Consider the following 25,823-nt stretch of genomic DNA (forward strand, 5'->3'; position numbering starts at 1 on the left):
AAACATACCTTAAAAGAAAATCTGCTCTTTTAAGGTATGTTTCACATTTTATGCACTTGCTCTTTCAAGCATGTATTTTTCTCTGGAATAAGATAATGTTTTTCCTCCTACATTAAATTTGCTGAATAAATCTTCAAGATTAGAAGTTAATCTTGCAAGATTATTTGCAGCGCTTGCAATTTGTCCTGTGCTTGTTGTGCTTTGTTCTGTAACGCTTGCTATATTTTCAATATTCTTGCTTATTTCATCAGCAGAAATTGATTGTTCCTGACTTGCTGCAACAATATTATCAATTAAATCAGAAACAGATTTTGCAGATTTATAAATTTCCTGAAGTGTCATGTCAATTTCTTCAGTTAATTTCATTCCATCATATACTGAAGATTTAGCATTAGCCATCGATTTATCAGCTTCCTTGACTTCTAATTGAATTGATTTAATAGTTTCTGCAATTTCTTTTGTAGCCTTAGTTGTTCTTTCAGCAAGTTTTCGAACTTCATCGGCAACCACAGCAAAACCGCGTCCCTGTTCGCCGGCTCTTGCTGCTTCGATAGCAGCATTCAATGCAAGTAAATTGGTTTGATTTGCAATATCATCAATTACTTTTGTTATTTCACCAATTTGGTCAGTTTTGTTCGTAAGTGAAGCAATTATTTCTGCAGTTTCTTGTGAAGCCTGAACAATTTTATTCATACCTGCTTTTGTTTCATTTGTTTTTTCTGCTCCTTGTTTTGCCGCCTGACTTGATTTTTGCGACATCTGTGCAACTTCTGTAATATTTTTTGACATTTCAATTATTGCTCTTGTCATATGTTCAATTGAACGGGATACTTCGCTTACTTGAATATTTTGTTCTTGAGCACCAGCAGCCATTTCTTCTGATGAAGATGAAATTTGTTCTGCAGCACTTGCTGTAGACTGAATTGCTTCTTTTACATTTTCAAGTACGCTTCTTAATTCTCTAATCATTTTATTTATCTTTAAGCCTAATTCATATAAAACATCATCATTTTTTAATTCCAATTCTTCTGTAAAATCTCCATTGGCTAAACGCTCAACAATTTCTACAATTGGTTTAATTTGTTCTTTCAAATATTCTTTATTTTTTTCTTCTATTTCTCTTAAATCTGTAAAGAATACAAAACTGCCGTCAATTTCTTTTTTGCTGTTATAAATTGGTCCTGATTGAACAAGAATTGGAATATCTTCACCTTTTCTATTCTTCAAAGAAATTTTTTCACCCTTCAAGAAAATTCCTTCTACTGCTCTTCTGCTTACAGAATCTGTTCCGAATACTTCTTTAACTTTCATTTTGCCAATTATATCCTCAATGCTTCTTTCAAATCCAACCAAATCGCACGCTGCTTGATTAATAAATCTTATTGTTAAATCTTTATCAACAATAAAGAAAGCGCCATTAACACCGGTTTGAAAACTTGTTGCTCGTGCAATTTCATCTTTAATTTTATTTATCATTACATCAAAAGATAAATTGAGATGACCAATTTCATCTTTTCTGTCTTTATGCTTAAGAATTACATCATAATTTCCTCTTATTATTTCTCTGGCATTTGAATCAAGAGATACAATGGGGTCAACAATAGTTTTTCTTATTACAGGGACAAAAGAGAAAACTACAATGGTTGATATCAAGATAAAAATTATAGTCTTCGTTTTTGCATCAGCTATTTCATTTAGACTTGCTTGATTGTATTGAGAAGTTTTTTCGTCATAAATGCTTACAAGTTCTTTTAAATTCATTTTTGCTGTATCAAATTTTTTCAAAGCTTCAATTGACAGCTCATTACATTTTTTTCTTAACTCAAGCAATTCATTATTTTTTTCTTTATCTAAATTTTCTGATTCTAATTTATCAATCTTCCTTTGCAAGTTTATAACTTCTTCATGAGCTTGCTTCCAAGTGTTCCAGTCATTTACAAACTTTTGCCATATTTGATTTTCTCTTTCATCTTTTTCTAATGATTCATAAACTTTCCACGCATCTTCTGCTCTTTTAAATGCTGCGGGAATTGATTCATAAATTGACTGCCGAACTTTTTCATCTTTCAAATCGGGATTTAATAAACCTCTTTCCGCAGAGAGCACAGAAGTTTCAGCTTGATAAAGTGTTATTAAGGACTGAACAGCAGGTAAAAAATTGTAACCCAATTTTTTCACTACAATTTCTTCTTCACCTAAATTTCTGTAAGCAAGGAAAGCATTGATTCCAGTTATTATCACAACAAACACAAACAGTATAATTATTTTGTTAATAGTTTTAAGGTCATAAAATTTTTTTAACATAATTCCTCCAATTAAACAAAAAACACTAATTCTATCTCTATTATCGAAGGGGAAATAAATTTTTGAATAGATTCACTAAAAAATTTTGACTAGTAATTTAGAAGGATTAATCCCAGGGATTTCTTTTATACAAATTGTTCAGAGGATGCAAATCTTTTCTTCCGTCAACAAAAACAGCAACCCATTCAGCTAATCTTTTCCCAAGACGTTTGCATGATTCAATTTCTTTTTCTTGTCTTGGTTCGCCTGCTTGAGTAGCTCCGTAATGAGCTGTAAATTGTTTGCCGGAATAATCAGTTACTCCAAAAACAAGAAAGCCATAATTAATCATGATATTCAAAAGAGTTTGACATGTTAATTCTGCACCGCCGCCCCATCCACCTTGAGAACTGAATGCACAACCAATTTTGCCATCAATTTTTTGCCAATCAGGTAATAAATTTTCCCAAAATTTTTTCATTTCAGATGCAACAGTTCCAAGATAAGTTGGTGATCCAAGAGCTAATCCATCGCACCAAAAAATATCTTCTCTATCAGCCTCATAAATTGATTTTAAGCGAACTTCTATATTAGGAATTTCTTTAGCACCCTCAGCAACAAATTCAGCCATCTTTTTAGTATGTCCTTCTTGAGAATAATAAAGGACTAAAATCTTTCCCATAGTTATGAAAGTGGAAATTTTGTAAATCTCATTGAATGAACTTTATTTGGAACAGGAATTTTAATATCAGGCTTAACATATTTTTCAAACTCATCACGAAATCGTTCAATCATAAATTTGACAGGCCATGCAGCAGCATCACCTAATGCACAAATTGTATTTCCTTCAATATTATTAGCTACACTAATCAATAAATCAAGGTCTTTTGATGTTCCATTCCCTTCAGCAATTCTATGAAGAATTTTTTCCATCCAGCCAGTTCCTTCACGGCATGGTGTGCATTGACCACAACTTTCATGATGATAAAAGTGAGCAATTCTAAGCAAAACTTTCAATAAATCTGTATCTTCATCCATAACAATTACGCCAGCAGTTCCAATTGCAGAACCAGCTGCTTTCAAAGATTCTGCATCCATTCTTACACCTTCAAGCTGGTCTCCTCTCAATGGCGGCATTGATGTTCCACCAGGAATAACGCATTTAATTTTTTTATTGCCAATAACTCCACCAGCATAATTGTAAATTAAATCTGTCAACAAAATTCCAGTGGGCAATTCATAAACACCAGGCTTATTTACATGACCGCTTACACCATACAAAAGTGTTCCTGGATGTTTTGGTGCTCCAATTTTTGAAAACCATTCCCATCCTTTTAATATTATTGGAGGAACATTTGTTATAGTTTCTACATTATTAATTGTTGTTGGGCAACCCCATAATCCGCGTTGTGCAGGGAAAGGCGGTTTGACTCTCGGATAACCTCTCAAGCCTTCAATTGAATTCATGAGAGCAGATTCTTCACCACAAATATAAGCTCCTGCCCCTTTATGAATGTAAAGATTGCAATAGAAATCTGTTGCAAAAGTAGATTTCATCTTTTCGCCGAGAAAACCTCTTTCATAAGCTGTATCAATTGCTTTTTGCATCAACTTAATCCATTTGTGGTATTCACCACGAATGTATAAATATGCAGTTTGAGCTCCAATTGCATAGCATGTTATAATTGACCCTTCAATCAATTGAAAAGGATTGTATTCAAAAATTTGTCTGTCCTTGAATGAACCGGGTTCACTTTCATCACCATTGATGCAGAGATATTTGGGCTTATCTGTGGTCTTGGGCATAAAGCTCCATTTCAAACCTGTTAAGAATGCAGCACCGCCTCGACCTCTTAATCCTGATTTTTTCACCTGGTCAATTATATCATCTGGTGATTGTGAAAATGCTTTTTTAGCAGCTTCGAACCCACCATTAGAAAGATAAACTTCGATATCATCTAAATTTGGTATTTCAGGTAGAACTATTCTTTCCATCCTTTGACTCATTCTTTTGAAAGTGTATTCAAGATTTCTTCTACTTTTTCTTTAGTTAAATTTTCATAATAATCTTCGTTAATTGCAATCATTGGAGCATAACCGCAAGCTCCCATACATTCAACTTCTTCAAGAGAAAATTTTCCATCCGGTGTTACTTCCATATGGTCAATTCCAAGTTTACTTTTAATTAAATCCCAAATTTCATAAGCTCCACGAAGCATGCACGAAACATTTGTACAAACCTGAATATGATATTTCCCAATTGGTTTTGTATGATACATTGTATAAAAAGTTACAACACTTAAAACATCTACTTTGCCGATTCCAAGAACATTTGCAACTTCTTCCATTACTTCATTTGTAATATATCCATTTTGTTCCTGAGCGATGTAAATTGTGGGCATTACTGCAGCAAGAGATGTAGGATATTTTTTTCTTGCTTCTTCAATTCTTTTAAGATTTTCTTCTGTGAATTTGAAACTCATTTTTAACTCTTAAATTTCATTAATCAATAACATTTCAAGAAAATTTTTATTTATCTGCTTCTCCCATTACTGGGTCTAAACTTCCAATAATTGCAATCACATCAGAAATCATAGCTCCTTTGCAAACAACTGGCAGCGCCTGAAGATTGCAAAACGAAGGAGAACGAATTTTTAATTTCCAAGGATATCCAGTTCCATTGCTTACAATATAAAATCCAAGTTCACCTTTTGGATTTTCTGCAGAGAAAAATACATCGCCTACTGGAGGATTAATTCCATAATTAATTAACATAAAATCATGAATAAGTTCTTCCATTTTTGTATAAATTTCTGTTTTAAGAGGAAGAACATGTTTAGGTACATTAGCAAGAACTTCTCCCTGCGGCATTTTATCAAGAATTTGATAAAGGATTTTCACACTTTCTCTTACTTCTTCGCCTCTTTGATAATATCGAGCTAAGCAATCACCTTCTGTTTGAGTAGGGATATTAAAATCAATTTCATTATAAAAAAGATAAGGCTTGGCTCGTCGCACATCATATTCAACACCGGAGGCTCTAAGATTTGGTCCTGTTACACCAAGTGCAATAGCTTCTTCTTTTGGAAGAATTCCAACTCCTTCGAGTCGATTTATAAAAATTTTATTTTTCAAAAGAAGTTTATCCATTTCATCAAGAGCTGAATGATGCTGGTCAAGAAAATCGCGAACCATTTTTAATGTAACATCATCAGCATCATTAGCAACACCACCAATTCTTGTATAGCTTGTAGTAAAACGAGCTCCAGCCAATCTGTCAAAAATGTTTTGAATTTTTTCTCGTTCTCTGAATGTCCACATTACCATTGTAACTGCCCCAACATCCATAGCATAAGTTCCTATTGCAATCATGTGAGCTGCAATACGAGAAAGTTCTGCAACCATCATTCTGATATACTGTGCTCTTTTAGGAGCTTCAATTCCAAGAAGTTTTTCTACTGCTAAAACATAAGCAACATTATTGCACATTGTAGCAGTGTAATCAAGACGGTCTGTATGAGGAATATATTCAATGTAAGTCATTTCTTCAGCCATCTTTTCATAACCTCTGTGCAGATAACCTAATTCTGGAACGACTCCAAGAACTGTTTCCCCATCAAGTCGTAAAACTAATCTTAACACACCATGAGTAGCAGGATGCTGAGGACCCATGTTAATCACCATTTCATTTTCTAGAGCATCTTCAATGGTGATATCTCTATCCTCAAGTAATTTTTTTAATAATTTTTCATCTGTGTAGATATTTTTCTTTTCCATAATGAGCAGTTATTCAATTTTATCTGGTAATGGTAATGAACCTGGTATGCCTAATACTGGAAAATCTTTTCTAAGAGGATGATATTCAAATCCTTCGGGCATATAAATTCTTCTTAAATCAGGATGATTTATAAAAATAATTCCATACATATCATAAGTTTCTCTTTCATACCAATTAGCACTTTTCCAGACAGATGTAACTGAATCAATTTGTGGGGGTTCGTCATCGATATTAGCTTTTAGTCTTAGAGTAAAATTATTTTGATAAGAATAAACATGATAGACAACTGTGAATCTGTTTTTGCGTTTTGCCCAATCAATTGCTGTAACATCGATACAGGTTTCAAAATGAAGGTCAGCATCTTCCTTCAAAAGTTTTGCAAGCTCAACAATTTTATCTTTATTAATCGTGATAGATAAATCGCCGCGAAACTGATTAATTTCTTCAATTGAATTTTCAAATTTTTCTTTTACTTTCTGGATGATTAATTCTTTGAATTCCATAATTTATTTATCAATATTTTCTAAAAGAGGTTTATCCTGAAAATCTCTTGCTTTTGTTTTAGCAATTTTTTGTTGGATAGTCATAACTGCATTAATCAAATTTTCTGGACGAGGCGGGCAGCCTGCAGTATAAACATCAACTGGCAAAAATTGGTCAATTCCTTGAACCACATTGTATGAACGATACATTCCACCTGATGATGTACATGCACCCATTGCAATTACCCATTTTGGTTCTGGCATCTGGTCATAAATTCTTCTTACTACCTGAGCCATTTTATAAGTTACTGTTCCAGCAACAATCATTAAATCACACTGTCGTGGGGTAAAGCGCATTACTTCTGAACCAAAACGAGCTAAATCATATTTCGGGTCTGCAGCTGCAATTAACTCAATTGCGCAGCAGGAAATTCCCATTGGCATGGGCCAAACAGAACTCTTTCTTGCCCATGCTATAACTGCATCTAAGGTTGTGGTAATAAAACCATCTTTATATAATTTTGCTTCTAATCCCATTTTAATCCCCCTTTCATGAGGATGTATAAAAATCCTATTTCAAGAACTACTAAAAAGACAAACATCGGGAAAAATGCAAAAATTCCATATTGATTAAAAAGTGATTTAAATTGAACAGCCCATGGATAAACATAAATAACTTCGATATCAAATATTATGAATAACATTGCAACAAGATAATACTTAACAGAGATTCTTTCGTGTGTTGTGCCAACAGGATTTTTACCGCTTTCATACGGCATCAATTTAACTTTGTTGGGACGATAAGGACCAAAAATTCTTGAGGAGAGAATTATCGCTCCACTTACAATTACAGAAAAAATTAATACAAGTATTACTGGAATATAATCAAGTATCATAAATAAAATTTTTTACTTTTTTATAAGTGAAAAATAACCTAATTCAATTTATAATGCAAAAGCAGATATTAAGAAGTGATATATAAATTAAAAAGAGCTGTTTTATTTCATCATCTTAATTTATGAAAGATGAGGATTAATTTAATATTGATTTATGAATTAGGACAAAACTTGTATTCGGATTTATTCAAAACATCTTATTTACACAAGTGCTTCAGCTATTTTTTCTATTGCAATATCAAGTTCTTCATAACTTATCACTAATGGTGGAAGTAATCTTAAAACTGTGGTTCCACCTGGAAGAGTTACAATTCCTTTCTTTAGTAATTCAACAATAACTGGCTGAGATTTATCCTTCAACTCGATTCCAATCATTAAACCAATTTGACGAATTTCTCGGACTTTGGATAATGCATATTTACTTAATTTTTCTTTGAAGTAATTTCCCTTCTGTTCTGCTTGTTCCCATAATTTATTCTCAATCATAAAATCAATTGCAGCAATACCAGCGGCACATGCAAGAGGATTACCGCCAAAAGTTGAACCATGTTTGCTTCTTTCCATTTTAATTTTATCTGAACAAAGAACAGCGCCCATTGGAAAACCACCTGCAATTGATTTTGCAAGTGTCATTATATCTGCTTCAATATCATAATGTTCTATAGCAAACATTTTTCCTGTTCTGCAAAATCCAGTTTGAATTTCATCAATAATTAAGATGATTCCTTTTTCATCACACAATTTTCGAACATTCTGGAAAAATTCTTTTTTGCCAATATTAATTCCTCCTTCGCCCTGCACTAACTCAAGGATTATTCCAGCTGTATCATCATCAACTGCTGCAGCAAGTTTTTCAAAATTATTATATGGAACAAATGTAAAACCAGGAACCAGTGGTTCAAAACCTTCACGATATTCACTTTTGTAAGTTGCGCTTAAAGCTCCCATTGTTCTTCCATGAAAGCCTTTCATTGCTGCAATGAATTTTGTTTTCTTTGTTGTAAATCGTGCAAATTTAATTGCACCTTCTATAGCTTCGGTTCCTGAATTTGTAAGAAATGCTTTTTTAAGATTTTTTGGTGCAATGCTGAAAAGTTTTTCAAGAAATAGAGCTTTTTTATCGTTATAAAAAGTATTTGCACATGTAATAAGTGTGGAAGCCTGCTGCGAAATTGCTTCTGCAACTTTATCGTTGCAATGACCAACATTTGCTACACTAATTCCTGCTGCCATATCAATGTATTCATTTCCCTGGTCATCCCAAAGACGAGCACCTTTCCCTTTTACAAAAACAACATCTCGCATTGGGTAAACTTCAATTTCATATTGCTGTTGGAGTGCTTTGTAATCAATCATTTTGAAACCTCTTTTCTATGAAATTATTGTTCCTTTTCCATTTAGAGCATCGATTATTGGATGCTCGGTTCTTCCATCAGAAATTATAACGGTGGTATTTCCTGATTCAAATAATTTTCGAAGTGCAAGAATTTTTCTTTTCATTCTTCCTTCTACTTTTTGTTCCATTGCTTCAAGTTCTTCTTTCGAGATTTTGGAAACGAGTGATGATGCATCATTTTTATCAAGAAGAAAGCCTGGGGCTTCTATTAAAGAAATAATTTTCTCTGCATTGAATTCAGTTTGCAAAAGTGCAATTATATCATCATTTTCTGAGTTAATTGCAAAATTATTTTCATCAATTAATGGCACACACAAAACTGGTGTGTAACCATTATCAAGCAATAAATTAAGTAAATGTTTATTTACTGATTTTGGCTTCCCAGAAAAATCTCTCAGCAAAAGAGTTTTGCCGCCCTCTCTTACTTTTATTCCGCTGTTTCTTTTTCCAACAATTACTTTCCCATCAAGACCTGATAAACCTACTGCATTAATACCATGTTGCTGACAAATTTCAACAATTCTTTTATTCTTCAAACCTGCATAAGCCATCATCATTAAATCAATTGTTTCTTCGTTACTCAAAACAGAATCGTAGCCTGACAGTGAAGTAACAACTTTTTTCTGATAATTTAATTTTTGTGCAAGCTCGTCCCTTAATGCATTAGCGCCGTGAACAATAATAAACTTTTCTTTAATTGTTGAAAGGTCTGAAATTATTCCTTTCAGATTAATTTCCTTTCCACCGCCAATTTTAATTAAATACATTTGAACTCCATAAATGAATTATTTGGAATAGGCTGCCAATTATCTTCATCAGCAAATTTGTCAGAGCAAATCATTATTAAATCTTCTGAAACTTTTTTATGCATAGTAAAATAATTTTCATCTTCATTAAAGAAAGAATAAAGATAAGCATTTTCTTTATCTGCAATTATAAAATTCATCGCACGAACATAAGACGACTTTTTAATTATTATTTCGGTTCCTTTTTTAATAGCATCTTTAATGCTTCCCTTATCAAATCTTTTTATGTAATTAAAAATTTTTTCTGCACCAATTCTTCCATCTTCTTTGATTTTTACACCACGAAGTTCTCCATTAAAAATGAAAATATAATTGTCATCATAAAAGGGCATATTGTTTTCAACAGATATTCCTTCGTCGCGAAAGGCACTGCGTGCATGTGCAATCAATCTTTTTGTCAAACCGAATTGCTCAAGATTATCTTCCCAAATTGGTTTTATGTTTTTATAAAAATTCCACTTATCATTTTGCAAGTAAGCACAGCCCCAGCCGTGTCCCTGATACTCCTTACTTTTTTTTGATATCTCTGCAAATTTCAATAAATAATCTTTTGCATCAAATTCGTATTTAGAATTCACATATAACAATCGGCACATTTTTAATAACTCAACTGGATTAAAAAATTTTTCTTAAGTATCGTAAATAATGAAGAAAAAATTAAATTGGATGAAGTCCTGGAAATTCCAAGCCCGTTTTCTCATCAAATCCGAACATGATATTAAATGCTTGAACAGCTTGACCTGCAGCACCTTTCATTAAATTATCAATTGCACTTATTACAACAAGACGATTTGAGAACTCATCTTTTTTAAAGCCAATATCGCAGTAGTTTGTCCCAATCAACAATTTTGGTTCAGGATATCTATAAATTCCTTCGCTTTCTTTCACAATTCGAATAAATGGTTCATTTCCATAAGCTTCGCGATAAATTTTCCAAATATCTTTTTCAGTTAAATTTTCTTTTAAAAATACATGACATGTTGCAAGCAATCCTCTTACAATGTCAATTGCAGTAGCAGAAAAATGAACTTGAATTTTTTTACCAAAAGATAATTCCTGTAAAATTTCTGCAGTATGTCTGTGTTGAGTTGGCATGTAAGACCTAACAACTCCACTCCTTTCTGGATGATGTGAGCCTTCATTAACTTTGTTTCCACCTTCGCTTGAACCAACTTTAACTTCAATTACTGTTCTATCTTCTTCAACAAGTCCATTTTTAAATAATGGATATAATCCAAGAATGCTTGCTGTAGCATTACATCCAGCACTCGAAATGAAATTAGATTTTTTCATTTCTTCACGATGAAGTTCTGGAATGCCATAAACAAATTCATTTAATAAATCTGGGCGGGCATGTTGATGACCATACCATTTTTCATATTCTGCAGAATCTTTTAATCTAAAATCTGCGCTTAAATCAATTATTCTTGGTGCAATTTTTTTAAATGTATCAATTTTATTTTGCGAGCTGTTATGAGGGAGACAGAGAAATAATAAATCACATTCTTCAAGTTCATTAATGGAATTAAATTTTAGTGCTGTAACTTTTCTTAAATTTGGATGAATTTTATGAACGAACTTCCCTGTATTACTTTCTGAAGTAACTTGTTTAACTTCAACAAAGGGATGGAATAATAATAATCTAAGCAGTTCACCGCCGGTATAACCTGAAGCACCAACTATAGAGACTTTAATTTTTTCCATTTATTTCTCCTCGGCAACTCTCAAAATATATTCAACCATTTTTTTAGGAATGTTTACACCAGTTGTAACAATACTGTTTTTATATTCCATTGTATAATTAACTTCATTTACCATAAGACCATTTTCCGTTTCGAAAATATCGATAGCAACAATTCCGCCACCTACAGCTTTAGCAGCGCGCAAAGATATATCCCTCAATTCATCAGTTACTGGACAGTTAGAAGCAATTCCACCTCTTGCAGTATTTGTAATCCAGTGCGGAGAGGTTCTATAAATTGCAGCAATACATTCATCGCCAACTACAAAGCTGCGAATATCTCTTCCCTTTTTCTCAACATATTTTTGAATATAGAAAATAGAATGATGATAAGAACCCAAAATAGTTTTATGTTCAAGAACTGCTTCTGCAGCGTCGCGGTCATTAATTTTTGAAAGCAATCTTCCCCAAGAACCTACAGCTGGTTTAAGAACTACTGGATAACCCATTTCTTCGATTGCTTTGAGAGCGGATTCTTCAGTAAATGCAACTCTAACTTCTGGCTGAGGAACATTATGTTCTGCCAGAGCAACTGATGTCAATAATTTATCGCCACAAATTGTGGCAACTTGATATGTGTTAACACATTTTATTCCTGCAGATTCGAAAAGTCGCAAGCTGTGAAGAGCTCGTGAGTGGTTAATGCATCTTTCAACAACAACATCTAAATCAAAATGATCTTTACCGAGATTAAATGTTATCTCACGGTCATCAATCATAACCAGTTCAACACCTTTGACTGCATTAAATTCGTCAATTAGAAATTTTTCATCTTTTCTTATCAATGAATGAAGTAATCCGATTTTCATTTTTATATTCTCCCAATTAAATAAATAAGAGCTGAAATTTTTCAGCGTTTATAGGTTTGATGATGTTTAACTGCATCTACGATGTGTTTAAGTTCGGCAAGGTCAACTGTGCGTCCTCTTTGCCCTACAGATTTTACTTCCTGCAAAATATCATATTGAGTTTGTTCATCAAGTTCATTTTCACCAATTAAATTCAGTGCATATCTTAGAGAAGCAATGCCAGACATGTGGTCTAATGCAAAACTTCTTTCTCTGCCCACAACAGCAGGATTTAAGCTTTCATAATGCATAGGATTGATAGATGCTGCATGAGTATGAACACCTGCACAATGAGTAAATGCATTCTTGCCAGTAATTGGGAAATTAGCTGGTATAGGAACTCCGGAGTGTTTGCTAACTAAATCATATAAATCGAGAAGTTTAGGAAGATTCCATCTATTTTCTCCAAAGTCAACTGTTAAAACTACCAGCAATTGAGCTAAATCAACTAAACCTGCTCTTTCTCCCAAACCAAGAGTTGTTGCATCAATTATATCAGCTCCAGCACGATAAGCATCAAGTGCATTTGCAAGTGCCAAGCCTCTATCATTATGGCAATGCACAGCAACTTTGGGATGTAAATTTCTCTTATCAAATTCTTCTTTTAATCTTGATATATAATCATACATGCTTCTTTTACCTGGAATCATAAAGCCAGTAGTATCAGCAACACTAATAATATCTGCACCTGATTCGATAGCAGCAACAGAAGCTTTAACAACATTTTCAAATTGTGACCTTACAGTATCTTCAGGAGTGTAACGAATTAATAAATCAGGTTTTTGGCTTTTAGCATATTTAATAATATCGGTAATTTGTTGAATTGCGCTGTCGAGGTCTTTCTTAAAAACAGTATTTAATCTTTCATCTGAAACACAATAGAAAACTCCAATAAAGCCAACTCCACATTCAAGTGCCAAATCAACATCTTGTTTTAATGATCTTGAATGAGCACCAACTACTGCTTTATAATTTTTTTGTGCAATAGCTTTTACAGCTGCATGAATTTCAGGCGTAACCATTGGATGACCGGCTTCGATAATATCGATGCCGATTTCATCGAGCAAATTTGCTATTGCAAGTTTGATGTGCTTATCAAAATAAACACCTGGGGTTTGTTCCCCTTCTCTTAAAGTTGAATCTAAAACCCAGACCAATTATTCTCCCCAATCTTCTTCTTCTTGAGGTGCTTCGTTTAATGTTGGTGGGTTGAGAGAAACAACTTCAAGTTCGGTTCCACAATCGGGACATTCGAGCAATTCTCCAACTACAGTCCCTTCCTTTAATTCAATCATTGCACCACAAACAGGGCATTCTGCTTTCATATTACTCCAAAAATTTTTTGCGAAGATAAAAAATATTTTGCGGCTTTGCAATAAAATGATTGTTCAAAAAATCATTTTTTTAATTTTATGCATAATAATGCATAATTATAAATAAAAATTTTTTATAATTTTTCGTCTGAATCGAGTCTTTTAATAATTTCTACTGAATCTATTCCTTCGGCTTGAGCAGAGAAATTTGGGATTATGCGATGACGCAAAACAGGAATTAGAAATGTTCTAACATCATCAATTGAAGGAGTAAATCTTCCTTCCATAACTGCTTTTGTTTTTGCAGCAAGTATTAAATATTGAGATGCGCGCGGACCAGCACCCCAGCTTATCCAATCTTTAATAAATTTATTTGTGCCATCAACAGGGCGTGTTGATTTAACAAACTTAACTGCATATTCAATTACATTATCTGCAACAGGAACTCTTGTTATAAAATCCTGAAAGAAAATTATATCATCGGCATTAAGTATTTTATTTAATTGAGGTTTATAATTACTTGTTGTTTGTTTTATAATTTTTATTTCTTCATCAAAAGCAGGATAGTCGAGCCAGAGATTAAACATAAATCTGTCTAGCTGTGCTTCGGGCAAAGGATATGTTCCTTCTTGTTCAATTGGATTTTGTGTTGCAAGAACAAAAAAAGGTTCTTCAAGTTTATATGTAACTCCTGCAGCTGTAACTTTATGCTCCTGCATTGCTTCAAGAAGAGCTGATTGTGTTTTTGGAGGTGTTCGATTTATTTCATCTGCAAGAATAATATTTGCAAAAATTGGACCTTTGACAAACCTGAAATCTCTCTTTTTTGTTATCGCATCTTCTTCAATAATCTCAGTTCCGGTTATATCACTTGGCATTAAATCAGGAGTAAATTGAATACGACTGAATTTTAAATCGAGCACTTCTGAAAGTGTTTTAATTAAAAGAGTTTTTGCTAAGCCGGGAACTCCAACCAAAAGGCAATGTCCTCTCGACAATAGACTTACTATCAAATTATTAATTATTTCTTCCTGACCAACAATAACTTTTGAAATTTCTTTTTTAATCTCTTTAACAGCTTTGGATAGTTCTTCAACTATTTCGATATCATTTAGATTTTTGTTAATCACTTTAGTCCTTTTAGTTTATTTATAATCTAATTTCCCAATAAATTTTTTCTTTAATTTCATCCATCCATTGTTTATATAGTTTCTGTTTCTTGTAATATTCTGCAAGTCTTTTAATTTCGTTATAATCAAGTTCGAGATTAGCTTTGTGTTGTGGAATTCGTTTTATCAATTTCACTATGTGATATCCATAAGTATTTCTATCAAGTTCCATTCTTTTAGGAAAGCTGATATCTCCTTCTTTCATTTTATAAATCTGGTCAACTATAGATTTATCTAACTGATTAGCTTCGAAAGTGCCGAGAACACCACCAAACTTTGCACTTTCTTTATCATCGCTGTATTTTTTTGCATAGTAATCAAATGTATTTTTGCCTGATATGATGCTGTCTCTTATTTCATTTAAGAATTCTATTGCTTTCAAGTCTGATTCATCATCAGATTTCATTTTAATTAAAATGTGACGGGTATGAATCGATTCACCTCTTCTTTCGAGCATCTGGATTATGTGAAAACCAACAGGAGATTCAACAATACCTGATAATTGATTAGGAGCCAGTGAAAAAGCAGCTGCTTCAAATTCGGGATAGAAGACACCGCGTTTTACAAAGCCAAGATCTCCGCCTTGTGCAGCACTGCCCGGGTCATCAGAATATTTTTTTGCAAGTTCTGCAAAGTCCGCTCCTTTTTTCAAAGAATCAAGAAGTGTTTTTGCAAGGTCGAGTGCTTTTTTTCTTGCTCGTTCTCCAGTTTTAGGATTCTGAAATATATGAGCAATTTCATATTTCTCTGGCACTATACCTAGTGAATCTTTATACATATCAAAAAAATCTTCTACTTCTTTTCTTGATACCTGAACATCCCCAAATTTTTTTTGCTGCAGCATTTGAGCCATAAGATTTTTTCTTGTATCATCTCTTAAAACTCTTTTTATTTTTTCAACTGGCATTCCGTAAACTTGTTCTAATTTTTCTTGAGAGCCATATTGCTGAATAAAATAATTAATCTGATAATCGAGCTGACTTTTAACTTGATCATCCGAAACAACGATGGAATCAAGTTCGGCTTGTGCATACAAAAGTTTTTCTTCAATCATCTGCATCAATACATTTCGGAGCATAACAGAATCTGGTGCAGTCATATTTCTTTGTGCTGCTTCATAATTTGCTCGGAAATCAAGTTCAGATTTTAAAATTATTTCATTGTCAACAACAGCAACAATTTTATCGAGCACCTGCTGTGAATAAACAGAAGTGCATATCAAAAACAACAAAAAAATTTTTTTCATGTTAATTACCTTTTTATTTCAACATCATAATCAGAAATTAATTCTTCAATATAATTCTGAATAAACTCTTTATTTTTTATAACCTGATATCTTTCTTTTACTTTTTCTTTAATCACTTCAAATGGTGGAATAATTCCTTTATTAAATTTTTCTTCGAGTTGCATAACAGCAAATTTATTTTTCTCTGTTTCAATTACAACACTAATTTCTCCTGGCATCATAAATGAAACCATTCTTGATAGAATTGCCGGTTGCAGCTGATAACCATAATACAAATTATCAGTTTCAGAACTTATAATTGAAGAAGTATTTGCAAATGCATTTAATGCTTTATTCCATCCGCTTTCAATCAAAATTGTTCTAAATTTTACAGCATCATCAAAGTTATTAAAGTATATGATGTTAATGCGATATAAATCATCTGCAAGACGAAAATCATCTTTCATTAGTTCATAATAATTTCTAAGCTCATCTTCATCTGGTGAATTAGAATTTTCAGATAATATTTTATTTATAAGAAATGCAGCTGCCAGTTCTTTTTTTGACCTTTCTAAAATTGAATTAAATTCTTTATCCTTGATTATTCCTTCTTCAATTGCTTTTTGATACAAAACTTCTCTTTCAATCCATTCATTAATAAATTGTTCACGAATTTTTGCACTGTTCGATTTTTCACCCAATGCAATTTTTAAATCTTCTTCCGTAAGAACAGCATCTTTAATTCTTACAATTTCATTTGATTTTTTTTCTTCCTTTGAACATCCAAATAAAAGCAACAGAAAGAAAAAAGCTAAATGTAATTTATTGCTTAAATGCTTTGCTAAGTTCATCATAATAATATTTTGGATGATATAAATTTTTTAATCTGTTAATATAAGATTCTTCGAGTCGTTTGCTTTCAAGTTCTTGAAGGATTCCCATAATTTCATTTCGAACTTCAGCAAATGTTTTTAAGCGTGCCGGCTCTCGCTTTGTAAGTTTTAATATTACCCAGTTATTTCCATTTTTGAATGGTTCAGAAATATCACCAATGTTTGCAAGTTTATTTGCTTCGTCAGCAAGTCCATTATCTCCAATCTCTAATAATTCATTTTTAGTGTTACCACGTGCAGATGATTTTTTATTATACTTAGCCATTAAAGAATCAAAATCTGCTCCGTTCTTTGCTTCATTGTAAATTACTTGTGCAAGAGAATCAGAATTAACACTTATTTCTTTGAAAGCAACTCTGTCTTTCCATCTAAAATTTTCTTTATTCTTTTCATAATAATTCATAGCCATTACACTATCGACTTTCACTTTAGACCAGACTTCTTCTTCAAGAATTTTGAAAAGATAAATTCCATTTTCATAGTCTTTGATTAAAGAAGCAAATTCTGGATTGACTTTATCATATTGCATTGCTTTTTCTCTTATTAATAATTCACCAGCATAATCTTCAATTGCTTCGTTTAACATATCTGCACTAATCTTTCTAAAAATATAATCTCCTTTATTTTTCATGAAATTGAATAAAGAATCGCACAATACTTTATTATTATTCAAATTGAAAATCACTCCCATGCCTAATTCGTAATGTATTACACTTTGCGGATAGTCATTAATACTTTTTAATGAATCTGCGTATGAAACAATTCTGTCGAACAAATCTTTTTTAATTTCCAGTTTAGCTTGTTTGATTAAATTTTGTTTCAGATTTGCTAAATCTTTTTTATAACGGAAATTTCTATACATCTTTTCTAATTCATCTTTGCTTTCATCAAAACTTGGAATTGGTTTTTCTTCTGTTAGTTTAATAATGTGATAACCATAAGAAGTTTTAACAATTGGAGAAATTTCTCCCACTTTCAATTTGAATGCTGCATATTCAAATTCTGGGACCATTCGATGACGTTGAAAATATCCTAAGTCTCCTTTGTTTCTTGCACTGTATTTATCATCAGAGTATTCTTTTGCAAGCTCACCGAAGTCTGCCCCTTCCTGAAGTTTTTTCTGAACTTCTAAAATTTTTTGATATGCTTTTAATGTATCTACATTACCGAGAGAATCTCTTGAGCTTGCAAGAATATGTTGAGCACGAATCATATATCTTCTTGGATTTTTTTCAAGAACTTTGATGATGTGATAAGAAAAATTTGATTTTAATAATTGTGGACAAATTTTACCTGGTTCAGTAGAATAAATTGCATCTTCAATTTCTGGAACTACAATATCACCAGCAGTAACATAACCAACATCCCCGCCTTTATCTTTTGAATATGGGTCTTTAGAATATTCTTTAGCGAGTTTTTCAAAGTCTTCTCCATTATTAATTCTTTTGATTAATTCATTTCCGAATTGAATTATTTGCTGTTCATTCATTGAAGAATCAGGTCTAAGCATTATATGAGCGACATGATATTCATATTTTCTTCTTTCATAAAGTTGTTTAATTCCTGGTTTAATTAATTCATCATTGAGATAAAATGTAGTTCCAATGCTTGTTTTATAATCATTCAGTTCTTTTTGCATATCTTCATCGGAATAATAACCTCTCACAAATGCATCGCGGAGTTTCATTCTGTAATTAACATAAAGGTCTAAAAATTTTTTATAATTACTAATCGAATCTTGTTTAGCTTTTTCAACATCACCGGAATTTTTAGCATATGCTTTTTCAAATTCGTCCATGTAAATTTTATTCTTGCCAAATTCAGCAACAACAATTTTGGAATGTTCAACAGCACAGGAAGTAAATAAGAACATAATTACGGGCATCAATAAAAACAATTTTTTAATATGCATAGCTAAATTCCTCCACAATAAATTTATTTTGGTTGTTTTAATGATTCATTCTCAAAAAAGTTTCTTTCATAATTTTAATTTGGAAAAATATTTTATTTTAATAATCATTCACTTTTTGACTTGCTAATCAGAATGCAGAGGAAAAGGTTTAGTATTTCTTTCCCAGAATACACCAAATTCAAAACCCTGAATTTTTTTGTCTTTATCAGCAAGATGCAATCTTTTTTCAGCCAGTGCAGCATAATATTTATCTATTTCAATTCCGACATAATTTCTTCCTAATTTTTTTGCAACAACCGAAGTAGTTCCTGAACCTAAAAATGGGTCAAGCACAATATCATTTTTATTCGTGCTTGCTAAAATAAGTTTTGCAATTAATTTTTCCGGCTTTTGAGTCGGATGAATTGTATTTTCAGGCATAGACCAGAACGGCACTGAAATATCTGTCCAAATATTTGATGGATGAGTTAATCTATAATTTCCTTTGGGAGATTTCAGCCAGTCTTTTGGATTTCCATTCTCATCTGTGTAAGGAGCAATTACTTTTCTCATCAACTTGACAGCATCAATATTAAATGTATATTTATTTGATACTGTACAGAACCAAATATCTTCAGAACTATTTTTCCAGTTGGATTTTGAACCTCTCCCTTTTTCTCTTTCCCAGGTTATTCTATTTCGAATTATAAAATGTTTTTCCAATGCAAGTGGAATTGATATTGAAGTATGCCAGTCGCCGCAAAAATAAATTGTTGCAGTTGGTTTTAATGTTCGTTTTAATTTTATTATAAATTCTTCAATCCAATTTGAATAGTCAAATATTGACTGCTCTTTGAATTTAAGATTATTAAATGATTTATTAAGATTATACGGCGGGTCGATAAAGAGTAAATCAACAAAAGATTCTGGGAGATAATCAAGAGCTGTAAATAAATCTTGGCAAATTGTTTTATTCAATATATCCTTTACTTCAATTTTGTTTTTAAGCTTAATTAATTTTTTTGAATATTTTTTTAATTCATTATCTGTTAATAAAATTGTTCTATTTCTTGGTGCAGCTTTTTTATTCTTCATAAATGAGAATATCAGATTAGTTCAAAAAGAAATTAAATAACAGCAAATTATATTCATATAATTTGGCATGAGCAAGAGTTAATTAATAATTCTAAACAAGCTGCCTTAAACTCATCTTGCGGTTGTACCTGGTGCAACTGAACCATCGATTTCTATTATCTTAACCTTTCCTTCTTCATTTGAATCAACAGCGAGTATCATTCCCTGGGAATCCAAACCAAATAATTTTGCTGGTTTTAAGTTGGCAACAATCAAAACATTTTTCCCGATTAAATCCTCTGGTTCATAGCTTTTTGCTATTCCTGCCACAACTTGTCTTTTCTCATTGCCCAAATCAAGTTGAAGCTTAAGAAGTTTATCGCTTTTCTTAACCTTTTCTGCTTCAATAATTTTTGCAACCTTGAGTTTAATGCGTTTAAATTCTTCAATGGTTATCTCTTCATCTTTTTGAACTTCGGTTTCAACTGCTCCAAGTTTATTAATCTGTTCTTCTATTATTTTATCTTCAATTTTATTAAACAAAATTTCTGGAGGATTAAGTTTATGTCCCTCTGTTAAATTTAATTTTCCTGATTCATTCCATTCACATTTTTCTGCATTCAGCATGTTAAATATTTTTGATGAAGTAAATGGAATAACAGGCTCAAAAATTTCTGCGAGAGTATAAATTGTATTTAAGCAAATGTTAATTGTAGTTGCACATCTTTCTTTATTTTGCTTGATTGTATTCCATGGTTCAGAATCATTAAAATATTTATTTGCAGCTCGAGCAAGATTCATCATTTCGAAGACCGCATCTTTGATTTTAAAATGTTCAATAAGATTTCCAACTTTTTGAGGATATGATTTCAAAAGTTCAATCATGTTTTCATCAATTTGCTCTAATGTTCCAAGTTTAGGAACTTTTCCTTCAAAGTGTTTGAATGCAAATGTAAAAGTTCTATTGATGAAATTACCAAGAATATCAGCAAGTTCGCCGTTATTTCTTGCTTGAAATTCTTTCCAGTAAAAATCTGTATCTTTATTTTCAGGAAGATTAGCTGCAAGAGTATAACGAAGCGGGTCGGGAGGAAATATTTCCAGAAAGTCAATTACATCAATTCCCCAGCCTCGTGATTTTGAAAATTTTTTCCCTTCGAAATTCAAAAATTCATTTGCTGGAACATTTTGAGGAAGTATAAATTTATCTTCATTAAAATCGTTCCATGCCATCAACATTGCAGGAAAAATAATTGTATGAAAAACAACATTATCTTTTCCAATAAATGCAATATACTTTGTGTTTGAATCCTGCCAATATCTTCTCCATAATTCAGGGTCATTTCTTTTTTCAGAAAGTTCTTTGGTTGCAGAAATGTATCCAAGCACAGCTTCGAACCAAACATAAAGAACTTTACCTTCGGCATTTGGGAGCGGAACTTTAATTCCCCAATCCAAATCTCTTGTTACTGCTCTGTCTCTTAAACCTTCACTGAACCAGCCTTTACAATATTGGAGCACATTTTCTTTCCATCCATATTTTTGATTCATTTCATCAATATATTTTTCAAGTCGTTCTTGAAATTTACCTAACGGGAAATACCAGTGAGAAGTTTCTTTGAGAACAGGGGTTTCGCCGCTTATTTTGCTCTTTGGATTTTTTAATTCAGAAGGTTCATAAAGAGAACCACATTTTTCACATTCATCACTTCTTGCTTCTTCATACCCACAGCGGGGGCAGGTTCCTTCTACATATCTATCTGGCAAAAACATTTTAACTTTTTCATCATAAAACTGCATTGATTTTTTTTCTATCAACAATCCATTATCATAATAACATTTAAAAAATTCTTGACCAGTTTTATGATGGATTGGAAGACTTGTTCTTGAATAAATGTCGAAACTCATTCCAAATTTTTCAAAAGCTTTTTTATTGAGTTCATGGTATCTGTCAATAATAACTTTTGGATGAACTTTTTCTTTATCTGCTGTGATTGTAATTGGAACTCCGTGTTCATCAGAACCGCAAATATAAATTACATCGTCGCCGTTAAGTCTTTTGTATCTCACATAGATATCTGCAGGCAAATAAGCTCCGCTTAAATGTCCAAGATGAATATTGCCATTTGCATAAGGGAGTGCAGATGTTACAAGAACTTTTTCTTTAGCCAAGTTTTACTCACTTTTTATTAATAATTGTTGACAAATATAAGAAAATTCTAAATTGGAATACTTAATTGTTTTTAAAATTGAAGTTAGTCAAAATAAATTCTTACTCCAGCAATTATTTTTTATTAATTAGAAAAAGAATTTTAATATTTTTTGCATAAAAAAATTTCCAAAACAGATGAGGGATAATTAAATGAAAAAATTAATGTCAACAATAATATTTGCATTAGTAGATATTGTTTGCTTTGTTCAGGGTGGTGTAATTTTAAGTTATGCTTTGCTTCATTTTCAATATAAAGTAGAAATTGCAAGAGGCGAAGGTTTTACTACTTCAGAATTACAAAATGTTCCAGTTGCAATTGGAGGTTTTTATTATTATTCAGAATCTTATATAAAGATTGCATTAATTGGTGTAGCTTTGATTATCACTGGTTTTTTAATGCGAAGCTGGAGAAAAAGTTTTGAATAATTTTTTATTTGAGCAATGTTCCTTCCAGCATCATATGAGCTACAGAGAAATAAATTATAATTCCAGTAACATCAACAAGAGTTGCTACAAATGGAGCTGAAGATGTAGCTGGGTCAAATCCAAGTTTTTTGAGAATAAAAGGAAGCATTGAACCCATAAGACTGCCCCAGCAAACCACACCAATCAAAGCAGTAGCAACGGTCATCCCAATTAAAAGCCAGTGTTCTCCATAAACACCGCTGACAAGCTGCCATATAGAAATTCTTAGAAATCCTAATATTGCTAAAATTACACCAAGTAATAATCCTGTTAGTATTTCTCTTCTAAAGACAAAGAACCAATCTTTAAGAGAAAGTTCATTTAATGCAAGAGAACGAATAATCAAAGTAGATGCTTGCGAACCAGAATTGCCGCCACTCGAAATTATAAGTGGAACAAACAAAGCAAGAACAACAGCCTGACTAATTTCATTTTCAAAATAGCCCATTGCTGTGGCAGTAAACATTTCACTTATGAATAAAATACTTAGCCAGCCTGCTCTCTTTTTTATCATTTGAAATATTGATGTGTGAGGATAAGGTTCTTCGAATGCCTGAACTGCTGCAATCTTCTGAATGTCTTCTGTAGTTTCTTCTTCTGCTATATCAAGAACATCATCAACAGTTACAATTCCAACCAACACACCAGAACTATCTGTAACAGGTAAAGCAGTTCTATCATACTTTTTAAAAATTTCAATTGCAGATTCCTGATCATCATTTACTTTTAATGAAACAAAATTTCCATCCATTAAATCTCTAATCTTTGTATCTGGTGATGCAAGCAAAATATCTCTAATTCTAATATCATCAATAAGTTTTCCATATTCATCTACAACAAAAAGAATATTCAAAGTTTCTTTATCCTGACCATATTTTCGAATATAATCCAGTGTATCCTGAACAGTCCAATATTCTTTAATGGCAATATAATCAGGCGTCATTAAACGCCCGATACTATTTTCAGGATAGCCTAATAACTGTTGAGCAATTTTTCTTTCATCAAAGGAAAGATAATTTAATAACTGCTTTACAACATTTGGAGGCATTTCCTCAAAAAGTGCGGTTCGGTCATCAGGCGACATCTCATTCAGCAGCTCTGATATTTTTTCATGACCCATTGAGTGAATTAGTTCTACCTGTGTGTCATAATCCAGATATTCAAAAACATCTGCAGCTAATTCTTTGGGAAGTAGTCGAAAAAGCAGAACTCTTTCATCTTCACTTAGTGTTAAAATTAAATCTGCTATGTCTGTTGGAGTCCAATCAATTAAAATTTCCTTAAGCTCAAGGAATTGTTTATTTTGGATTAATTCTTTGATTTCAGGGCTGATTAGCATGCTCAGCATCAGGCACCTCCTTTTTGAGGATGATGTAAAAGGATTGATTAAATTAGATTTGCAAATTTACTATTTAATGTTGAATTCTCAATAAACTTAAAAAATTTCCCAAAAAAAATTTTCTTTATTGAATGAGATTTGTTATTCGATTTATTAATTATTTCTTATCGCTATTTTTTTCTGAAATAATTACAAGTTCAGTTCCTTTTTCATAAGTTCGAATGATTCTTCGTATTCATGCGGCTTGTAATCAAGTTCAACCATTGCTTTCAAAATTATCAAGCCTGATTTTAGCGGGCGGGGTGCCGCTTGATTTAAGTCTTTTGTTAAAACTGGTTTTATTAATTTTTTATTTAAGTCAAAGTAATCTGCAATCTTTAATGTGAAATCATATCGTGAAATAATTTCTTTTCCGGCAATATTATAAATTCCTTCTTTCTTGAATAAAATAATTTTATGAATTGCATCAACAAGGTCATCAATATACGTTGGGTTGTTATACTGGTCAGTTACAATTTTTATTTCCTGCCCTGAACGAAGGGAATTAATAACCCATTTAACAAAATCGGGTCTGCCATATTTTGCAGGGCCATATAAAACATTTGTTCTGATTATTGTGTAGCGAACACCGCTTGTTCTAATTGAATTTTCACCTGCTAATTTTGTTCTCCCATAATAACTGATGGGACATGGTTTATCGTTTTCTGAGTAAGGTCCTTTTTTGCCGTCAAAAATATAATCAGTAGATATATGAATCATGTGCGCATCGATTGTCCATGAATAAAGAGCAATATTTTCAACACCATTAACATTAATTTTCCAGGCTAATTCTCTTTCATTCTCTGCTTTGTCAACATTAGTATAACCAGCAGCATTAATTACAAAATCTGGGAAAAAATTTAGTATAAGTTTTCTTACTTCATTCTTTTTCGTAATATCTACATTTTTATAATCAACCCCTTGAACAAAAGATTCTGGTTCTGCAGATGCGCACATTAATTCATAATTATTTGTGCTGGAAAAATATTCTGCAAGCCTTTGTCCCAACATTCCATTTGACCCAATTATAAGAATTCTTGTTCTAATTAAGTTACCACTTAACATATTCACTCAGCCATTCTTCAATATTGTTTGATGAAACAGATTTTGCAGCAATTTTATTTGCAGTTCTTAAAGAAATTAATAAGTCTTTAGTGCTAAGATATGTATAAAAGAAGACTGAGCCAAAAATATCCCCGCAACCAATTTTATTTTTTGCCACAACTTTTTCTGCAGGGACATACAAACTCTTAACATTTTCATCTTCCACGAAAAAAACTTCTGCACCATTATTTCCTTTTGTAAGAATTAAAATTTTGGGACCACATTTCAAAACATTTTCAATTATAATTTTTTCATCACTGTAATTAAAAATTGTTTTCAGTTCACTTTCGTTGCATTGAATTATATCAATACTTGAAAGCCAATTTTCCACATCAGGAATTTGTCTGAATTCTCGTTTCAAATTTTCATCAACTCCACGAGATAATGTATGAACATCAAAGTAAATTAAGCCAGAAAAATTTTTGCGAATAAACTTTAACTGTTCAATTGAAATATCAAAGCCGGTAATCATGTTTATTAAAATTCCATCAAATATTAACCAATCATTAATTTTATTAATTGTCAACGAAGAAGATATGTTTTTATAAAACTCATCTCGTTCTTTATCTTCATAAATTTTTAGAAATACTTCCGGCATATCATTAAGATGAATGAGATAATCAAGCGAACATTTGGAATATAATTTTTCAAAATATTTTAATACATCTTTATTCATTCCAGTTAGTAAGAAGATTTTATCATTTTCATTTTTCACATACAACATTCCTGCTGCAGAATAAAAAATTCCACCGGGTTTAATTATTTCTCTACCAGCAATTTCTATATGGTCGATAATTGAATGTCCGATTAATAAAATATTCATATTAAAATTGATATATTATGAACTAAAGATTAATAATTTCATGTTT

Annotated in this window: 25 protein-coding genes; 1 reads left to right on the forward strand and 24 read right to left on the reverse strand. The window is 32.0% G+C overall.

The window, feature by feature from the left end; translation table 11 throughout:
- Positions 1-48 precede the first annotated feature (48 nt).
- The 21 genes from AC27L2_RS00750 to metG all read right to left on the reverse strand — a co-directional run bounded on the left by AC27L2_RS00750 (position 49) and on the right by metG (position 21,967).
- On the reverse strand, positions 49-2,304 hold the full coding sequence (locus tag AC27L2_RS00750) for a methyl-accepting chemotaxis protein (RefSeq protein ID WP_487209738.1): 2,256 nt from the start codon (positions 2,302-2,304) through the stop codon (positions 49-51).
- Positions 2,305-2,410: 106 nt separating this feature from the next.
- Positions 2,411-2,965, reverse strand: coding sequence for a flavodoxin family protein (locus tag AC27L2_RS00755; RefSeq protein ID WP_487209739.1), 555 nt, complete (start codon positions 2,963-2,965; stop codon positions 2,411-2,413).
- A 2-nt stretch (positions 2,966-2,967) separates the two neighbouring features.
- Positions 2,968-4,278 carry an NADH-quinone oxidoreductase subunit NuoF gene (nuoF, locus tag AC27L2_RS00760; protein WP_487209740.1) on the reverse strand — a complete coding sequence of 437 codons (1,311 nt, stop codon included), beginning with the start codon at positions 4,276-4,278 and terminating at the stop codon, positions 2,968-2,970.
- 8 nt (positions 4,279-4,286) lie between these two features.
- Positions 4,287-4,766, reverse strand: a complete 480-nt coding sequence (gene nuoE, locus AC27L2_RS00765) for an NADH-quinone oxidoreductase subunit NuoE (RefSeq protein WP_487209741.1) — start codon at positions 4,764-4,766, stop codon at positions 4,287-4,289.
- A gap of 46 nt (positions 4,767-4,812) precedes the next feature.
- Positions 4,813-6,060, reverse strand: a complete 1,248-nt coding sequence (gene nuoD, locus AC27L2_RS00770) for an NADH dehydrogenase (quinone) subunit D (RefSeq protein WP_487209742.1) — start codon at positions 6,058-6,060, stop codon at positions 4,813-4,815.
- A gap of 9 nt (positions 6,061-6,069) precedes the next feature.
- On the reverse strand, positions 6,070-6,564 hold the full coding sequence (locus AC27L2_RS00775; protein ID WP_487209743.1) for an NADH-quinone oxidoreductase subunit C: 495 nt from the start codon (positions 6,562-6,564) through the stop codon (positions 6,070-6,072).
- Between the two features lie 3 nt (positions 6,565-6,567).
- Positions 6,568-7,080: an NADH-quinone oxidoreductase subunit B gene (locus tag AC27L2_RS00780; RefSeq protein WP_487209744.1), complete on the reverse strand. Its 513-nt coding sequence runs from the start codon at positions 7,078-7,080 to the stop codon at positions 6,568-6,570.
- Positions 7,071-7,439, reverse strand: coding sequence for an NADH-quinone oxidoreductase subunit A (locus AC27L2_RS00785; protein ID WP_487209745.1), 369 nt, complete (start codon positions 7,437-7,439; stop codon positions 7,071-7,073). The genes AC27L2_RS00780 and AC27L2_RS00785 overlap by 10 nt, the downstream gene beginning before the upstream one ends.
- Before the next feature lie 201 nt (positions 7,440-7,640).
- Positions 7,641-8,795, reverse strand: coding sequence for an aspartate aminotransferase family protein (locus tag AC27L2_RS00790; protein ID WP_487209746.1), 1,155 nt, complete (start codon positions 8,793-8,795; stop codon positions 7,641-7,643).
- Positions 8,796-8,810: 15 nt separating this feature from the next.
- Positions 8,811-9,602, reverse strand: a complete 792-nt coding sequence (locus AC27L2_RS00795; RefSeq protein WP_487209747.1) for a [LysW]-aminoadipate kinase — start codon at positions 9,600-9,602, stop codon at positions 8,811-8,813.
- Positions 9,593-10,237: a class II glutamine amidotransferase gene (locus AC27L2_RS00800; protein WP_487209748.1), complete on the reverse strand. Its 645-nt coding sequence runs from the start codon at positions 10,235-10,237 to the stop codon at positions 9,593-9,595. Before AC27L2_RS00800 ends, AC27L2_RS00795 begins: the two co-directional genes overlap by 10 nt.
- A gap of 61 nt (positions 10,238-10,298) precedes the next feature.
- Positions 10,299-11,345: an N-acetyl-gamma-glutamyl-phosphate reductase gene (gene argC, locus AC27L2_RS00805; RefSeq protein ID WP_487209749.1), complete on the reverse strand. Its 1,047-nt coding sequence runs from the start codon at positions 11,343-11,345 to the stop codon at positions 10,299-10,301.
- Positions 11,346-12,191, reverse strand: a complete 846-nt coding sequence (lysX, locus tag AC27L2_RS00810; protein WP_487209750.1) for a lysine biosynthesis protein LysX — start codon at positions 12,189-12,191, stop codon at positions 11,346-11,348.
- 41 nt (positions 12,192-12,232) lie between these two features.
- Complete coding sequence (locus AC27L2_RS00815) at positions 12,233-13,387, reverse strand: homocitrate synthase/isopropylmalate synthase family protein (RefSeq protein ID WP_487209751.1); 1,155 nt, start codon at positions 13,385-13,387, stop codon at positions 12,233-12,235.
- Positions 13,388-13,555 carry a lysine biosynthesis protein LysW gene (gene lysW / locus AC27L2_RS00820; protein ID WP_353677941.1) on the reverse strand — a complete coding sequence of 56 codons (168 nt, stop codon included), beginning with the start codon at positions 13,553-13,555 and terminating at the stop codon, positions 13,388-13,390.
- 122 nt (positions 13,556-13,677) lie between these two features.
- Positions 13,678-14,670, reverse strand: coding sequence for an AAA family ATPase (locus AC27L2_RS00825; protein WP_487209852.1), 993 nt, complete (start codon positions 14,668-14,670; stop codon positions 13,678-13,680).
- Between the two features lie 22 nt (positions 14,671-14,692).
- The gene (locus AC27L2_RS00830; RefSeq protein ID WP_487209752.1) at positions 14,693-15,958 is read right to left on the reverse strand and encodes a peptidylprolyl isomerase; all 1,266 of its coding nucleotides are present in this window, start codon (positions 15,956-15,958) and stop codon (positions 14,693-14,695) included.
- Between the two features lie 5 nt (positions 15,959-15,963).
- Positions 15,964-16,791: a peptidyl-prolyl cis-trans isomerase gene (locus tag AC27L2_RS00835; RefSeq protein ID WP_487209753.1), complete on the reverse strand. Its 828-nt coding sequence runs from the start codon at positions 16,789-16,791 to the stop codon at positions 15,964-15,966.
- On the reverse strand, positions 16,760-18,742 hold the full coding sequence (locus AC27L2_RS00840; RefSeq protein WP_487209754.1) for a peptidylprolyl isomerase: 1,983 nt from the start codon (positions 18,740-18,742) through the stop codon (positions 16,760-16,762). The genes AC27L2_RS00835 and AC27L2_RS00840 overlap by 32 nt, the downstream gene beginning before the upstream one ends.
- A gap of 123 nt (positions 18,743-18,865) precedes the next feature.
- A complete protein-coding gene (locus tag AC27L2_RS00845) occupies positions 18,866-19,816 on the reverse strand; it encodes a DNA-methyltransferase (RefSeq protein WP_487209755.1) in 951 nt (316 codons plus the stop codon).
- A gap of 111 nt (positions 19,817-19,927) precedes the next feature.
- Entirely contained in the window at positions 19,928-21,967 is a 2,040-nt protein-coding gene (metG, locus tag AC27L2_RS00850; RefSeq protein ID WP_487209756.1) for a methionine--tRNA ligase, read from the reverse strand.
- A 190-nt stretch (positions 21,968-22,157) separates the two neighbouring features.
- On the opposite strand from metG, the gene AC27L2_RS00855 reads away from it, so the two are divergent.
- Positions 22,158-22,433: a hypothetical protein gene (locus AC27L2_RS00855; RefSeq protein ID WP_487209757.1), complete on the forward strand. Its 276-nt coding sequence runs from the start codon at positions 22,158-22,160 to the stop codon at positions 22,431-22,433.
- Positions 22,434-22,437: 4 nt separating this feature from the next.
- On the opposite strand, the gene mgtE is transcribed toward AC27L2_RS00855, so the two are convergent.
- The 3 genes from mgtE to AC27L2_RS00870 all read right to left on the reverse strand — a co-directional run bounded on the left by mgtE (position 22,438) and on the right by AC27L2_RS00870 (position 25,777).
- Positions 22,438-23,820: a magnesium transporter gene (gene mgtE / locus AC27L2_RS00860; RefSeq protein WP_487209758.1), complete on the reverse strand. Its 1,383-nt coding sequence runs from the start codon at positions 23,818-23,820 to the stop codon at positions 22,438-22,440.
- Positions 23,821-24,000: 180 nt separating this feature from the next.
- A complete protein-coding gene (rfbD, locus tag AC27L2_RS00865; protein WP_487209759.1) occupies positions 24,001-24,915 on the reverse strand; it encodes a dTDP-4-dehydrorhamnose reductase in 915 nt (304 codons plus the stop codon).
- A complete protein-coding gene (locus tag AC27L2_RS00870) occupies positions 24,902-25,777 on the reverse strand; it encodes a carbohydrate kinase family protein (RefSeq protein WP_487209760.1) in 876 nt (291 codons plus the stop codon). Before AC27L2_RS00870 ends, rfbD begins: the two co-directional genes overlap by 14 nt.
- Between the last annotated feature and the right edge of the window lie 46 nt (positions 25,778-25,823).

The organism is Rosettibacter sp. KY25, from assembly GCF_057554405.1.

What these genes read in the sequence shown, in the direction of transcription:
- AC27L2_RS00750 (WP_487209738.1), bottom strand. Translation starts at nt 2,304, where the DNA reads ATGTTAAAAAAATTTTATGACCTTAAAACTATTAACAAAATAATTATA.
- AC27L2_RS00755 (WP_487209739.1), bottom strand. Translation starts at nt 2,965, where the DNA reads ATGGGAAAGATTTTAGTCCTTTATTATTCTCAAGAAGGACATACTAAA.
- nuoF (WP_487209740.1), bottom strand. Translation starts at nt 4,278, where the DNA reads ATGGAAAGAATAGTTCTACCTGAAATACCAAATTTAGATGATATCGAA.
- nuoE (WP_487209741.1), bottom strand. Translation starts at nt 4,766, where the DNA reads ATGAGTTTCAAATTCACAGAAGAAAATCTTAAAAGAATTGAAGAAGCA.
- nuoD (WP_487209742.1), bottom strand. Translation starts at nt 6,060, where the DNA reads ATGGAAAAGAAAAATATCTACACAGATGAAAAATTATTAAAAAAATTA.
- AC27L2_RS00775 (WP_487209743.1), bottom strand. Translation starts at nt 6,564, where the DNA reads ATGGAATTCAAAGAATTAATCATCCAGAAAGTAAAAGAAAAATTTGAA.
- AC27L2_RS00780 (WP_487209744.1), bottom strand. Translation starts at nt 7,080, where the DNA reads ATGGGATTAGAAGCAAAATTATATAAAGATGGTTTTATTACCACAACC.
- AC27L2_RS00785 (WP_487209745.1), bottom strand. Translation starts at nt 7,439, where the DNA reads ATGATACTTGATTATATTCCAGTAATACTTGTATTAATTTTTTCTGTA.
- AC27L2_RS00790 (WP_487209746.1), bottom strand. Translation starts at nt 8,795, where the DNA reads ATGATTGATTACAAAGCACTCCAACAGCAATATGAAATTGAAGTTTAC.
- AC27L2_RS00795 (WP_487209747.1), bottom strand. Translation starts at nt 9,602, where the DNA reads ATGTATTTAATTAAAATTGGCGGTGGAAAGGAAATTAATCTGAAAGGA.
- AC27L2_RS00800 (WP_487209748.1), bottom strand. Translation starts at nt 10,237, where the DNA reads ATGTGCCGATTGTTATATGTGAATTCTAAATACGAATTTGATGCAAAA.
- argC (WP_487209749.1), bottom strand. Translation starts at nt 11,345, where the DNA reads ATGGAAAAAATTAAAGTCTCTATAGTTGGTGCTTCAGGTTATACCGGC.
- lysX (WP_487209750.1), bottom strand. Translation starts at nt 12,191, where the DNA reads ATGAAAATCGGATTACTTCATTCATTGATAAGAAAAGATGAAAAATTT.
- lysW (WP_353677941.1), bottom strand. Translation starts at nt 13,555, where the DNA reads ATGAAAGCAGAATGCCCTGTTTGTGGTGCAATGATTGAATTAAAGGAA.
- AC27L2_RS00830 (WP_487209752.1), bottom strand. Translation starts at nt 15,958, where the DNA reads ATGAAAAAAATTTTTTTGTTGTTTTTGATATGCACTTCTGTTTATTCA.
- AC27L2_RS00835 (WP_487209753.1), bottom strand. Translation starts at nt 16,791, where the DNA reads ATGATGAACTTAGCAAAGCATTTAAGCAATAAATTACATTTAGCTTTT.
- AC27L2_RS00840 (WP_487209754.1), bottom strand. Translation starts at nt 18,742, where the DNA reads ATGCATATTAAAAAATTGTTTTTATTGATGCCCGTAATTATGTTCTTA.
- AC27L2_RS00845 (WP_487209755.1), bottom strand. Translation starts at nt 19,816, where the DNA reads ATGAAGAATAAAAAAGCTGCACCAAGAAATAGAACAATTTTATTAACA.
- AC27L2_RS00855 (WP_487209757.1), top strand. Translation starts at nt 22,158, where the DNA reads ATGAAAAAATTAATGTCAACAATAATATTTGCATTAGTAGATATTGTT.
- mgtE (WP_487209758.1), bottom strand. Translation starts at nt 23,820, where the DNA reads ATGCTGAGCATGCTAATCAGCCCTGAAATCAAAGAATTAATCCAAAAT.
- rfbD (WP_487209759.1), bottom strand. Translation starts at nt 24,915, where the DNA reads ATGTTAAGTGGTAACTTAATTAGAACAAGAATTCTTATAATTGGGTCA.
- AC27L2_RS00870 (WP_487209760.1), bottom strand. Translation starts at nt 25,777, where the DNA reads ATGAATATTTTATTAATCGGACATTCAATTATCGACCATATAGAAATT.